12 protein-coding genes are annotated in these 12,777 nt (G+C 62.5%); 4 read left to right on the top strand and 8 right to left on the bottom strand.

The genetic code is table 11. From position 1 onward, the window contains the following. Nucleotides 1-8 precede the first annotated feature (8 nt). Genes ACVWVY_RS21320 through grxD form a run of 4 tightly spaced genes read right to left on the bottom strand, consistent with a single transcriptional unit; the run spans nt 9 to nt 3,512 of the window. The gene (locus ACVWVY_RS21320; protein WP_456628231.1) at nt 9-1,316 is read right to left on the bottom strand and encodes a serine hydrolase domain-containing protein; all 1,308 of its coding nucleotides are present in this window, start codon (nt 1,314-1,316) and stop codon (nt 9-11) included. Then, nucleotides 1,297-2,580, bottom strand: a complete 1,284-nt coding sequence (locus tag ACVWVY_RS21315) for a serine hydrolase domain-containing protein (RefSeq protein WP_456628230.1) — start codon at nt 2,578-2,580, stop codon at nt 1,297-1,299. The genes ACVWVY_RS21320 and ACVWVY_RS21315 overlap by 20 nt, the downstream gene beginning before the upstream one ends. Nucleotides 2,581-2,622: 42 nt before the next feature. Beyond that, a complete protein-coding gene (locus ACVWVY_RS21310) occupies nt 2,623-3,177 on the bottom strand; it encodes an O-acetyl-ADP-ribose deacetylase (RefSeq protein ID WP_456632269.1) in 555 nt (184 codons plus the stop codon). Further along, the gene (grxD, locus tag ACVWVY_RS21305; RefSeq protein ID WP_456628229.1) at nt 3,174-3,512 is read right to left on the bottom strand and encodes a Grx4 family monothiol glutaredoxin; all 339 of its coding nucleotides are present in this window, start codon (nt 3,510-3,512) and stop codon (nt 3,174-3,176) included. Before grxD ends, ACVWVY_RS21310 begins: the two co-directional genes overlap by 4 nt. Nucleotides 3,513-3,896: 384 nt before the next feature. On the opposite strand from grxD, the gene egtB reads away from it, so the two are divergent. Then, nucleotides 3,897-5,066 carry an ergothioneine biosynthesis protein EgtB gene (egtB, locus tag ACVWVY_RS21300; RefSeq protein ID WP_456632268.1) on the top strand — a complete coding sequence of 390 codons (1,170 nt, stop codon included), beginning with the start codon at nt 3,897-3,899 and terminating at the stop codon, nt 5,064-5,066. A 48-nt stretch (nt 5,067-5,114) separates the two neighbouring features. After that, the gene (gene egtD / locus ACVWVY_RS21295; RefSeq protein ID WP_456628228.1) at nt 5,115-6,086 is read left to right on the top strand and encodes an L-histidine N(alpha)-methyltransferase; all 972 of its coding nucleotides are present in this window, start codon (nt 5,115-5,117) and stop codon (nt 6,084-6,086) included. A 32-nt stretch (nt 6,087-6,118) separates the two neighbouring features. Here the strand turns inward: egtD and ACVWVY_RS21290 are convergent, their stop codons facing one another. From ACVWVY_RS21290 to ACVWVY_RS21280, 3 genes are all read right to left on the bottom strand, one after another. Then, on the bottom strand, nt 6,119-6,415 hold the full coding sequence (locus ACVWVY_RS21290) for a hypothetical protein (RefSeq protein ID WP_456628227.1): 297 nt from the start codon (nt 6,413-6,415) through the stop codon (nt 6,119-6,121). A 620-nt stretch (nt 6,416-7,035) separates the two neighbouring features. Beyond that, the gene (locus ACVWVY_RS21285) at nt 7,036-8,214 is read right to left on the bottom strand and encodes a low temperature requirement protein A (protein ID WP_456628226.1); all 1,179 of its coding nucleotides are present in this window, start codon (nt 8,212-8,214) and stop codon (nt 7,036-7,038) included. Nucleotides 8,215-8,247: 33 nt separating this feature from the next. Then, nucleotides 8,248-8,484 (bottom strand): BolA family protein, encoded by a 237-nt coding sequence (locus tag ACVWVY_RS21280; protein WP_057848608.1) that lies wholly within the window; start codon nt 8,482-8,484, stop codon nt 8,248-8,250. Nucleotides 8,485-8,667: 183 nt separating this feature from the next. On the opposite strand from ACVWVY_RS21280, the gene ACVWVY_RS21275 reads away from it, so the two are divergent. Beyond that, a complete protein-coding gene (locus tag ACVWVY_RS21275) occupies nt 8,668-9,027 on the top strand; it encodes a DUF427 domain-containing protein (protein WP_456628225.1) in 360 nt (119 codons plus the stop codon). 173 nt (nt 9,028-9,200) lie between these two features. Further along, nucleotides 9,201-10,385 carry an acyltransferase family protein gene (locus tag ACVWVY_RS21270; RefSeq protein WP_456628224.1) on the top strand — a complete coding sequence of 395 codons (1,185 nt, stop codon included), beginning with the start codon at nt 9,201-9,203 and terminating at the stop codon, nt 10,383-10,385. A gap of 136 nt (nt 10,386-10,521) precedes the next feature. Here ACVWVY_RS21270 and purL read toward each other — a convergent pair whose 3' ends face one another. Next, entirely contained in the window at nt 10,522-12,729 is a 2,208-nt protein-coding gene (purL, locus tag ACVWVY_RS21265) for a phosphoribosylformylglycinamidine synthase subunit PurL (protein ID WP_456628223.1), read from the bottom strand. Between the last annotated feature and the right edge of the window lie 48 nt (nt 12,730-12,777).

The raw sequence follows: 12,777 nt of genomic DNA, 5'->3' as shown, positions 1-12,777 counted from the left end.
GGCGATTATCAATCCGTGGTGCGCAGGCCTTTGCCCAGCGCCTCGAACATCATCGTCTTCAGCGCCAGCTGGATCCGCCCGCCTTGCGTCGGGGCCTGCACCATGCAGACAACGAGCAGGTCGTCCTGCGGATCGACAAAATAGAAACTGCCGCCCGCACCGTCCCAGCGGTATTCGCCGAGCGGCCATGTCGTATTCGGCGGCGGTGACGTGCGCACGGCAAAGCCAAGACCAAAGCCGCTGCTCGGGCCCGGGAAATAGAAGGGATCGTGAAGGATCCCGGTCTCCGGCCCGATCTGATCCGACGTCATCAGCGCGACCGTCTCGGGCTTGAGGTACCGCTTGCCGTCCAGCTTGCCTCCGTTCAGCAGCATTTGCAGGAAGCGGGCGTAGTCCCCGATCGTCGATACCAGACCCGCTCCGCCGGATTCCCAGCGCCGCGGCAATGCCGGGTCCCTCATTCCGGCCACCCGAAATCGATCGACGGGAAATGCCTGGGCAATGCGCGACCACTTCGATTCATCTGCGACATAGTATGCGGTCTCGGACATGCCGAGAGGATCGAACAATCGTTGCTTCTCGAACTGAAACAGCGTCTGCCCCGAGGCCACCTCGACGACACGGCCCAGCACGTCGGTTGAATGGCTGTAATTCCAACGCACTGCGGGCTGATCGGCGAGCGGCAGTGTCGCGATCCGATCGGCGAATTCGGCGTTATCGAAATCGCCGGCGTACAGTTTGGAATTGGCGTAGAGTTTCTGCACTGCGGTTTCGCCGAAGAAGCCGTAAGTGATCCCCGACGTGTGCCGCAGCAGATCCCTGACCGTGATCGGGCGCTTCAACGGCTCGAGCTTGAGCGGATACTGTCCTGCTTCATCGGAAAGATCGACGCCGACTTTTGCATCCGCAAAGGCAGGAATGTATTTCGACACGGGATCGTCGAGGCCCAGCTTGCCGTCGTCGACCAACATCATCGCGGCGACCGAGGTAACGGCTTTCGACATCGAATAGATCTGGAAAATCGTGTCCGGCGTCATCGGCTGGCCGGTTGCCGCGTCCCGCACGCCGAAACTCTCGGAATAGACCGGCTTGCCGTGCTGCTGGATCAGCAGGATGGCGCCGGGAATCTTACCGGTGGTGACTTCGTTGCGGAGCTCATCCCCAATCCGGTCAAGGGCCGCGCGCGAGAAAGTTGGCGCGTCCGGCGCTTTCGGCTCGGCTCGCACCGCGTGCAGCCATCCGGCGCCGACGAGAATGGCCAGCGCCGCTACACCAAGGCAGCGCCCTGCGGCGCCGTCAGTTCTCCAAGGCTTCATAGACCATCTGCTTCAGCGTCCGCTGGATGCGCTGGCGTTCCGTCGGCGTCTGCTCCAGCACCACGAAGAACATGTCCTGCTTGCGGTCGATCACCATGTAACAGCCGGCGGCGCCGTCCCATTTGAGTTCACCCAATGATCCCGGCGGCGGCGGCTTGGCATTACCAGGATCGGTGCGCACGGCAAGCCCAAGGCCCATACCGAAACCGTCACCGGGGAAATAGTAATGATCCCGCGCAACGCCAGAGTCCTTGCCGGCGTGGTCCGATGCCATCAGTTCGAACGTCTTCGGGCTGAGATAGGTCTTGCCCTCGAACGTTCCGCCATTGGCCAGCATCTGCGCAAATTTCAAAAAATCCGACATGGTTGAAACCATGCCGCCGCTGGCGGATTCCCACTTCTGGCGAACCTCGGTCCTGTACAGGCGGCCGACCCGGAAATCACTGTCGTTCGGCACCGGCTGGGCGAGCCGCTGCAGCCGCTCCGGTTCGGTGACGAAGAAGCCGGTGTCGGTCATGCCGAGCGGATCGAGCAGCTTTTCCTTTTCGATCTCGAGCAATGATTTTCCGGACACGATCTCCATGATCCGCGCCAGGATGTCGGTGGAATGGCCGTATTGCCAGAGCGCACCCGGCTGGTTGTGCAGCGGCAGCTTGGCGATCCGCTCTGCGAATTCGGCGAGGTCGAATTCGCCCGCGTAGATATTGGCCTCCTTGTAGGCCTTGCGCACCAGGCTGTCGCCGTAGAAGCCATAGGTGATGCCGGAGGTATGACGCATCAGGTCGAGAATGGTGATGGGTTTGGTCATCGGCACCAGTTCGAGCGTCTTGGTACCGTCGTCGGCCTTTTTCTCCTCACCGACCTTCATGTTTGCGAAGGAAGGAATGTACTTCGAGACGGGATCGTCGAGCTTGATCTTGCCGTCCTGAACCAACTGCATCGCCACCACGGAGGTGATCGCCTTGGTCAGCGAAGACAGGCGGAAGATGGTCTTGTCATTGATCGGCGCCGTGGACGCCACGTCCTGCACGCCGAAGGTCTCGTGATAGACCGGCTTGCCGTGCTGCTGGATCAGAACGTTCGCGCCGGCGATCTTGCCGGTCGACACTTCGTTCTTGAAGAACTCGGTGATCTTCGCAAGCTTGTCCTTGTTGAAATGCGCGCCCGCTGGAATGTCGAACGTGCCTTCGGCGCGGGCGGACGACAGCGTGGCAAGCATCAGCGCGCCGAAGCCCAGCGCGCGCAAAAACGTTAATGAACTCATGGAACCCCTCCCGGAACTCGCGGGGAGTGTAGCGGCGGCCTGTCAGTCGGCACAAGGGCTGCCAAACGCTTCCAGAGCCTCCTGATGCAACTGCGCGCTGGCGTCGGAGAAGCAGCAGAAGATCACCTGCGCCAGTGTGGGGGCGGCCGGGAGCGTATCGACGACGGTCAGGAGCGCGATGCCGGCCGCGCGTTCAGCGGGGAAGCGATAGATGCCGGTGGAAATCGCCGGAAAGGCCACTGAGGCAAGCCCGTGCTTCTCGCACAGTTCGATCGAGCGGCGATAGCAGGAGGCGAGCAGATCGTCCTCGCCGAGGGTACCGCCGTTCCACACCGGCCCAACTGTGTGAATCACGTGTTTGGCCTTGAGCCGATAGCCCTTGGTGACCTTGGCGTTCCCGGTTTCGCAGCCGTGGAGCGTCCGGCATTCAGCCAAGAGTTCCGGCCCCGCAGCCCGATGGATCGCGCCATCGACGCCGCCCCCGCCAAGGAGCGACGAATTCGCGGCGTTGACGATGGCGTCAACGCGCAGCGTGGTGATGTCGGCAACAATGACTTCCAGCCGCGCCGTGCCGATCTGGCGCGCGAGACCGCTCAGGCCGAGGCCGCCGCGCTGACGGTGACGCCCTTGTCGGCGAACAGCTGCTGCAATTCACCAGCCTGGAACATCTCGCGAATAATGTCGCAGCCGCCGACGAACTCGCCCTTGACGTAGAGCTGCGGGATGGTCGGCCAGTTCGAATATTCCTTGATGCCGTTGCGAAGCTCGGCGGATTCCAGGACGTTCAGGCCCTTGTAGCCGACGCCGACGTGATCGAGGATCTGCACCACCTGGCCGGAGAAACCGCACTGCGGAAACTGCGGCGTGCCCTTCATGAACAGCACGACGTCGTTCGACTTCACTTCGTTGTCGATGAATTGTTCGATGCTCATATTCGCTTCCTTTTGGGGCACACAGCCCCCCCTGCGGCTTCGCCTGACGGGCCTGATCCATCTAACCCGGTCACTTGCCATATATGTAGCCCAAACCGTTGTGCATCCAAAGTAAAATGGCGAGGAGCTGGCATGCATAGGCCGGTTTGGGCCCCAGGAGAGACCGTGGCCCCATAGTCTGACGGCATCAATATCATACCGGGCGAAGGCTTTTTTCCCGGACAGGAACCCCTATCTAGGACGGACTGTCCGGCAGGAACCAGTTTGCCAGACTAACGTTCTCTCCCTCGACCGGAGACACCCGTGACGAAATCAGTAGCCGCCGCCGAGTTTGCGACATCAGCCCCGTCACTTTTCTCCGATTCCGGCACCCTCGCCCAGAATTTGACAGAAGCCTATCTGGCCGTCCGGGATGAGACCGAACGCCGGGCCGCTCCCTTGAGTCCCGAGGACCAGCTCATCCAGTCGATGCCGGACGCCAGCCCGGCCAAATGGCATCGCGCCCATACCACCTGGTTCTTCGAGCAATTCCTGCTCGGCGAGCACTGCGAGGGTTACCAGCCCTTCCACCCCGATTACGCGTTTCTGTTCAATTCCTATTACGTCACGGCGGGTCCCCGGCACGCCCGCCACCAGCGCGGCCACCTCACCCGCCCTAGCTCGGACGAGGTCACCGCCTATCGCCGGCATGTCGATGCCGCCGTGGTCAAGTTCTTCCAGACCGCCGGCGAGGAGGCCCTCGCCAAGCTCGGGCCGCTGGTCGAGGTCGGCCTCAACCACGAGCAGCAGCATCAGGAATTGATGCTGACCGACATCCTGCACGCCTTTGCGCAGAACCCGATCCCGCCGGCCTACGATCCGTCATGGCGCTTGCCGCCGTCGCATCGCGAGGGCGAGGAATGGGTCACCCTCAACGAGGGCATCCACACGGTCGGGCACAGCGACGACAGCTTCCATTTCGACAATGAAAAGCCGGCGCACCGCGCCCTGGTCGGCCCGGTCAGGCTCGCCCGCAACCTCGTCACCAATGCCGATTGGCTGGCCTTCATGAAGGACGGCGGCTACGGCACGGCCACGCTGTGGCTGATGGACGGCTTTGCCGCCGCAACCAACGAGGGTTGGCAGGCCCCCGGCCACTGGCGCCAGGTCGACGGCGAATGGCGGATCATGACGCTCGGCGGATTGCAGCCGGTCGACCCTTCAGCCCCGGTCAGCCATGTCAGCTACTACGAGGCGGACGCGTTCGCGCGCTGGGCCGGCCGCCATCTGCCGACCGAAATGGAATGGGAGGTCGCTGCCCGCGCCGGCCAGCTCAACGACGCTTTCGGCATCGTCTGGCAGTGGACCCGCAGCTCCTACTCCCCCTACCCCGGCTACCGCGCGATCGAGGGTGCGCTGGGCGAATATAACGGCAAGTTCATGGTCAACCAGCTGGTGCTGCGCGGCTCCTCGCTTGCAACTCCTCCCCTCCACAGCCGTATCACCTACCGCAACTTCTTCTATCCGCACCACCGCTGGCAATTCACGGGGTTACGCCTCGCCGATTACGCCTGACTTATCCCTTGATGAAGGCGCGCCGGTAAGCGCGTTCAGGAGAGTATCATGAATGTGCATGCCGCCGCTTTGGCCCAAACGCACCAGTTCGACGAGCAGACTTCGACCTTCGCCGGCGACGTGATCGGCGATCTCTCGCAATTTCCCAAGCGTCTGTCGCCGAAATATTTCTACGACGCCGCGGGTTCCGAGCTGTTCGAGCAGATCACGATTCTACCGGAATATTATCCGACCCGCACCGAACTCGGCATTCTGCGCAGCCGCGGCGACGAGATCGTTTCCGTCATTCCCAAGGGCGCCGCGCTGGTGGAATTTGGCGCCGGCGCGACCACCAAGGTCCGCCTGCTTTTGGAATGCTGCGATTTCGGCGCTTACGTCCCGGTCGACATTTCCGGCGACTTCCTTAACGCACAGGCGAGCGCCTTGCGGCAGGATTTTCCGGAGCTCGGCATCTATCCGGTTGCCGCCGATTTCACCGCGCCGTTTGCCCTGCCGGCCGAGATCGAAGGGATGCCCAAGGTCGGGTTCTTTCCGGGATCGACGCTCGGCAATTTCGAGCCGCACGAAGCACGCGCCTTCCTGCGCAGTGCGCGCGACATTCTGGGCGAAGGCGCGCAGATGATCATCGGCGTCGATCTCGAAAAGAACGAGCGGGTGCTTTATGACGCCTATAACGACGCCGCCGGCGTCACCGCGCGGTTCAATCTCAACGTCCTGGTCCGCATCAACCGCGAGCTCGGCGGCAATTTCGACGTTTCCGCCTTCATGCACCGCTCGGTCTATAATCGCGAGCGCCATCGCATCGAGATGCACCTGATCGCCAAGAAGGCGCAGACCGTACGCATCCTCGGGCGGAATTTCTCATTCCGCCCGGGTGAGAGCATCCACACCGAGTCGAGTTACAAATACAGCCTCGACCGCTTCACCGCACTGGCGCGCGACTCCGGCTGGTCGGTACGGGAATCCTGGACCGACCGCGATCGGATGTTTTCCGTTCACGCGCTGGCGGCAGCAGATTGAAGGGTGGTCCCGAGCTGGCAGCTCGGGGCCGTTTAAGTCTTGACCAATCTCCTGCGATCCGGCCGCATCCGTCGTGACGGGGCGATCCGGGGCGCGGCGGATATCCAGTCGTCGAACAACCGGTCTGCCCCCAGCAGCCACGCGTGGATGATCCGCCACTTGTCCTGCCCGCGAGACTGGAAATCCAATAGCTGCGATCCGGTGTCCTGCAGCTCATGGAAGAACTTCAAGGAGTCTTTTCCAGTGGGCCTGTCCTGCTCGATCGCCTTCGTTACGATCCAGCGATCCCACTCCTGAATGATGCGTACTCTTGCTTCACTTTGTTTCATAGGCGCGTATTCCCGCCCACGGCACGTCCGTGGGTACTGAGTGACTCGCGCTGGTCAAGGTCTGATGGAAAGATGCTACGCCGCCGCGCGTCCCCGCACCTTTGCCACGCTCACTATAGACAAACTTCTTAACAAATCTTCATCTTTATGGGCCCGCCCGCAAAACGCCGCATCAGCGCTGTCGTTTGCCCTTCGAACCGTCCGACTTTTGACGCGGACTCAGTCGAGTTTCTGCGGCAGGCTCGGCTAGGGGTGAGTTCGTGCCAGGGGATGTCAGTCATGGGAAATGCGTATCCAACGTCCGGCCACCGGAGGGGATTTTCCAGCTCGTCGTCCGTTCATGCGGACGAAGCTTGGGATCAAGAGGTGGACACCGAACGGACCTCCCTCATCGAGGAGAACGCCAGGCTGCGGGCGCTCGTCGTGCAATTGTCAACTCTCGTTCTTCGAAACGTCGTCGATCAGAACAGCACGTCGCCCCTGCTACCGGTCAGGCGCTCGCTGCCTGACTAGAGCGTTTTCAAGCGAAGTGGATACCGGTTCGCGTAAAGAAAACGCGTCAAAACAAAAGACTCGAGCCCGGTTCTGATTCCATCAGAACCGACAAGGCTCGAGAGGCGCTATTCCTCGGGGCCAGTTCGCAGCGAGATAGATTCCCATACCGCGACCACGATCATGATCGCGGTGGTCAGGATGGACAGCATCAGCGGCGACAGCTCGCTTGCGAACCAGGCGAGCACGCCGAGTGCGGCGATACCGGCCCCGTGGGAGAGCTGAAGGAAGCCGCGAAAGCTGTGCTTGAACAGGATGGTCCCGAACAGAAACAGCAAGGGACCGCCGATCGCGCTTATCACCGTCTTGAGATCGGAATGCCCGCCCGGATGCTTCAGCACGAGCTCGTCGGCCACCGCCGAGACGATGATCCCGGCCACGATCGGCATGTGTAGATAGGTATAGGCCAGACGCGCCAGCCTTCCCGGCTCGCTCGATTTTGAGATCTGCTCGGAGCCCGCTTCGGCGCCCTTATGGAAATAGATCCACCACATCGCGAGGCACCCGACGAAGGCTGATACGAACGCCAGGACGTTTTCGGTCGTCCACGTCAGTTCGGCGAAGGTCGCGCCGGTCACGACGATGGATTCGCCGAGTGCGATGATGATGAAGCCGGCACAGCGCTCGGCCATGTGGCCGCCTTCGACGACCCAATCGGCAACGGCAGACGCGCCGTAGCGGGGAATCCAGAACCGCACCGCCGGTGAAATATACTCGATCGCGAGCGCAATGGCCCAAAGCACCAGCCGCGACTGGCCTTCCGCCAACCCGCCCGCGATCCAGAAAATCGCCGATACCGACAGCCAGGTCGTGATACGGATCGCGTTCATGCGCGCCAGCGACCGGGATGGCGGCGTCGAGATCCACAGAAACACCGTCTTGCCGACCTGCATCGCGGCGTAAGCCGTCGCAAACCACAATCCGCGTCCGTCAAACGCCGCCGGGATCGATGTCGAGAGCACGAGGCCGCCGAGCGTCAGCGCAAACAGCAGCAGCCGGACCGGGGTCTTTTCGGGATTGAGCCAGTTGGTGATCCAGGAGGTGTAGACCCATACCCACCACACCGCGAGAAACAGCAGCGTAACCTGCAGCGCGCCTGGAGGCGTGAAATGCGCCAGCAGCGTGTGCGAGATCTGCGTGACCGCAAAGACGAAAACGAGATCGAAGAACAGCTCGGCGTAGGTCACGCGGCTGTGCTGGTTCGGCACGATCGGGCGATACATCGCGCCGCGTGGATTCTCCGCCATCGCTTCCCCGCCCCGCTGCCGCTCGTCGGGGCCTTAGCCCTCCGGCACTCCGGTCTGCAGCGCCAGCGCATGCAGCAAGCCGCCCATCTGCCCCTTGAGCGACTGGTAGACGATCTGGTGCTGCTGCACCCGCGACTTGCCGCGGAAGGATTCCGAGATCACGGTCGCGGCGTAATGGTCGCCGTCGCCTGCGAGATCGCGGATCGTCACCTCGGCATCGGGGATAGCTGCCTTGATCATCGATTCGATATCGTGGGCGTCCATCGGCATCCAGCATGTCTCCGTCAGGTGTTTCGAATCACGGCCGGCTCGCGCGACCGTGACGGCCGAACCTAGCGCGTACGCTCTTCTAGGTCACGCCTGGCGGCACTATATTCCCGACCGAAGCGTTTGACACCGCGAGATGAAGTCGCGCCCGATCCCGTCGGGCTGACGGAAAAAGAGGCCAAAACCATGAAATTGCCCGGTCCCGACCATCCGATCACGATTACGGCAAACCCCAGGCGCATCCGCGTCTCGGCGGGCGGCGTCGTCATTGCCGACACCACCCATGCGCTGACCCTGAAGGAGGCCAGCTACCCGGCGGTGCAATATGTGCCCCGCGGGGATGCCAATATGGCGCTCCTGGCCCGCACCGACCGGACCACGCACTGCCCCTACAAGGGGGATGCGAACTACTTCAGCATCAATGCCAACGGCAAGAGCATCGAAAATTCGATCTGGACGTATGAGACCCCCTTCCCGGCCATGGCCGAGATCGCCGGCCATCTGGCGTTCTACCCGGACAAGGTGACGATCGAGGAAGTGGCGTAGGCCGTCGCCCCAACTGTCATGGCCGGGCAAAGGAGTCTGCGCTGCGCAGAACACGTAAACTTGTCTGCACTCCTGTGCGTCTTCCGTCTCAAAGGGCAGCGAACATTGGGCCTTGCTGAATCGGGTTCCCGGCTGCAACATTTGGCACGAACAGCCTGGACGGGGAGGCGCGCATGACATCGATTTCCACCGTGGGGCATGCCGACGCGAGCGCAGTGCCCAAGGCCAAATCGCGAAACCTTTCGCTTGATCGCGCCCGCACTTTCCTGACGCTGGTGGTGCTGCTGCACCACGCCGTCATCCCCTATACCTATTTCGGTCATACCGATCCGAAGTACTTCTTCGGCTTCGACATGATCGTGCTCGCCACTGACAGTTTCTTCATGGCGATGTTCTTCTTCCTGTCGGGACTGTTCGCCTGGTCCGGTATCGCCCGGAAGGGCGCGGCGAACTATTTGCAGGATCGCCTGCTCCGGCTTGGCCTACCGTTCGTGATCTGCGCGTTCACGGTCATTCCGATCGCCTATTACGCGATCTCCCTGCGGCACCATCCCGAAATCGGTTTTTCGGAATACTGGTGGAACATGATCACGAAGGGGCCGTGGCCGAGCGGGCCGCTCTGGTTTCTCTGGGTCTTGTTCGCCTTCGACCTGGTTGCCTGCCTGCTGCACCGGCTGTCGCCCAATCTGCTCGATCCAATCAATCGCCTCTCGCTGTACGGCCGCCGCCGGCCCGCCGTGTTCTTCGCAGTCATGCTTGCCGTCACCGCCGCGTTCTATGTTCCCGGGCTGATGATTTACGGACCAGCCAGCTGGTTCGAGTTCGGACCGTTCTCGGTCCAGCACGGGCGCGTGATGCTCTATGCGAGCTACTTCTTTTTCGGGGCCGGCATCGGCGTCGCGCAAATGGATCGCGGATTGCTCGCGGCAGACGGCCGGATGGCGAAGGTCAGCTGGGACTGGATGGTGCTGACGATCGTTCCGTATTGCCTGTTGTGGGTGCTGATCTTCATCAAGCGCGAAATACTGGGAAATCCGTCGCCGTTGCCGAACTGGTATGAGGGGCTCTATGCCGTCTGCTTCGCGGTCTTCAGCGTGGCCATCATGTTTCTGATCCTGGCCTTTTTCCAGAGGTTCAGGCAATCAGGCTCAGCCAAGCTACTCGATCCGATGCAGCAGGACGCCTACGGCATGTTCCTGGTGCACTACCCGATCGCGCTTTGGCTGCAATACTGGCTGTTCGACTATGACCTGCCGGCGATCGTCAAGGCCACGGTCGTCTTCGTGCTGACCGTCGCGTTCAGCTGGGCGCTGACGCGGGCGTTGCGGCAGATTCCGGGCGCGACGAAGGTGCTTTGACCGCTCTCGCCGTCATTGCGGGCGCAGCGAAGCAATCCATTTCTCGGCTGGCGGCGAAGATGGATTGCTTCGTCGCTTCGCTCCCTTGCGCAAACGCTTCGCGTTTGTCGCAGGCAATGACGTGGAGAGAGCGTGCCTATGACGCCTTGCCGCTCATATATGCCGGCAGCCAGCGCTCGAATGCCGATTTGAGCGCCTCCACCGACACCGCCGTTTCACCGGCGACGGCAATCGCATCGCCGCCCGTGGTGCCGATCCGCGCGCAGGGCACGCCCGCGCCCTTCATTTTCGCAAGTACCAGGCCGGCATCCGCCGCAGGCACGGTCACGATGTAGCGCGCCTGATCCTCGCCGAACCAGTAGGCGTGCGGCACGATCGAGCTCGATGCAGCCAACAGCTGTGCGCCGATGCCGCTGGCGATCGCCATCTCGGCGAGCGCGACCAGCAAGCCGCCGTCGGAGACGTCGTGCACTGCGGTTGCGGTGCCGGCGTGGATCATGCCGCGAACGACGTCGCCATTGCGCTTTTCCGCTGCCAGATCGACCGGCGGCGGCGCGCCCTCTTCGCGGCCGCAGATATCGCGCAGGTACACCGACTGCCCGAGCCAGCCCTGGACGTCGCCGATCAACAGGATCGCTTCACCGGGAGCCTTGAATGCCAGCGTGGCGGATTTCGTGAAATCGTCGAGCAGGCCGACGCCGCCGATCGAGGGCGTCGGCAAAATGCCGCGCCCGTTGGTTTCGTTGTAGAGCGAGACGTTGCCCGACACGACCGGGAAGTCGAGCGCGGTGCAGGCCTCGGAAATGCCCTTCAGGCAGCCGACGAACTGGCCCATGATTTCGGGCCGTTCCGGATTGCCGAAATTCAGATTGTCGGTGATCGCGAGCGGACGGCCGCCGACTGCGGTGATGTTGCGCCAGGCCTCCGCCACCGCCTGCTTGCCGCCTTCAAACGGATCGGCCTCGCAATAGCGCGGCGTCACGTCGACGGTGAGCGCGAGCCCCTTCGGTCCGTCCTCGACGCGCACCACCGCGGCATCGCCGCCGGGACGCTGCACGGTATTGCCGAGAATGACGTGGTCGTATTGCTCCCAAACCCAGCGCTTCGAGCACAGCTCGGGGGTTGCGATCAGCTTTTCCAGCGCCCCCGAAATACCAAGCGGCGGCTCCACTTCACGCGCGTGCACCACCGGCAACGCCGCGGATGCGACATGCGGCCGGTCGTACAGCGGCGCTTCGTCGCCCAGTTCCTTGATCGGCAGATCGGCCATGACGTCGCCGCCATGCTTGACCACGAAGCGCTTGCTCGGCGTGGTGTAGCCGACCACGGCAAAATCGAGCCCCCACTTCCTGAAGATCGCCTCGGCCTCTTGCTCCTTCTCGGGCTTGAGCACCATGAGCATGCGCTCCTGGCTTTCCGAGAGCATCATCTCATAGGCGCTCATGCCGGTTTCGCGCGTCGGCACCGCGTCGAGATTGAGATCGACACCGAGGTCGCCCTTGGCGCCCATCTCGACCGCCGAGCACGTCAGGCCCGCCGCGCCCATGTCCTGGATCGCGATCACGCAATCGGCTTCCATGATTTCGAGGCAGGCTTCCAGCAAGAGCTTTTCAGCAAAGGGATCGCCGACCTGCACCGTCGGCCGCTTCTCGGCGGAATCGTCGTCGAACTCGGCCGACGCCATCGAGGCGCCGTGAATGCCGTCACGCCCGGTCTTGGAGCCGAGATAGACGATCGGCATGTTTACGCCTGACGCCGCGGCGTAGAAGATCTTGTCGGTGTCGGCCAGCCCAACCGCCATCGCGTTGACCAGGATGTTGCCGTCATAGCGGGTGTGGAAACGCACCTGCCCGCCAACCGTCGGCACGCCGAACGAATTGCCATAGCCGCCCACGCCGGCCACCACGCCCGACACCAGGTGCCGCGTCTTGGCGTGCTCCGGCGCGCCAAACGAGAGCGCATTGAGACAGGCAATCGGCCGCGCACCCATCGTGAACACGTCGCGCAAAATGCCGCCGACGCCTGTTGTCGCGCCCTGATAGGGCTCGATATAGCTCGGGTGGTTGTGGCTCTCCATCTTGAAGACGACCGCCTGGCCGTCGCCGATGTCGATGACGCCGGCGTTCTCGCCCGGGCCCTGGATCACCCACGGCGCCTTGGTCGGCAAGCCCCGCAGATGGATGCGCGAGGATTTGTACGAGCAGTGCTCGTTCCACATCGCCGAGAAAATCCCCAGTTCGGTGAAACTCGGCACCCGCCCGATCAGCTTGAGGATGCGCTCATACTCGTCGGGCTTCAGGCCATGGCTGGCGACGAGTTCGGGTGTGATCTGGGGCTCGTTCATGGGTGCCTTAATAGAAAGATCGAGGGGGTGCGAAAAGGCCTTTTATGG

It is taken from the genome of Bradyrhizobium sp. URHC0002, from assembly GCF_054059515.1.
The sequence above is the reverse complement of the archived record's forward strand: the minus strand, read 5'-3'. Positions and strand labels throughout refer to the sequence as shown.

Coding starts and splice junctions, on each gene's coding strand:
- ACVWVY_RS21275 (WP_456628225.1), top strand. CDS start 8,668: ATGAAATTGCCCGGTCCCGACCATCCGATCACGATTACGGCAAACCCC.
- ACVWVY_RS21280 (WP_057848608.1), bottom strand. CDS start 8,484: ATGCCGATGGACGCCCACGATATCGAATCGATGATCAAGGCAGCTATC.
- ACVWVY_RS21290 (WP_456628227.1), bottom strand. CDS start 6,415: ATGAAACAAAGTGAAGCAAGAGTACGCATCATTCAGGAGTGGGATCGC.
- ACVWVY_RS21270 (WP_456628224.1), top strand. CDS start 9,201: ATGACATCGATTTCCACCGTGGGGCATGCCGACGCGAGCGCAGTGCCC.
- grxD (WP_456628229.1), bottom strand. CDS start 3,512: ATGAGCATCGAACAATTCATCGACAACGAAGTGAAGTCGAACGACGTC.
- ACVWVY_RS21285 (WP_456628226.1), bottom strand. CDS start 8,214: ATGGCGGAGAATCCACGCGGCGCGATGTATCGCCCGATCGTGCCGAAC.
- egtD (WP_456628228.1), top strand. CDS start 5,115: ATGAATGTGCATGCCGCCGCTTTGGCCCAAACGCACCAGTTCGACGAG.
- purL (WP_456628223.1), bottom strand. CDS start 12,729: ATGAACGAGCCCCAGATCACACCCGAACTCGTCGCCAGCCATGGCCTG.
- ACVWVY_RS21320 (WP_456628231.1), bottom strand. CDS start 1,316: ATGAAGCCTTGGAGAACTGACGGCGCCGCAGGGCGCTGCCTTGGTGTA.
- ACVWVY_RS21315 (WP_456628230.1), bottom strand. CDS start 2,580: ATGAGTTCATTAACGTTTTTGCGCGCGCTGGGCTTCGGCGCGCTGATG.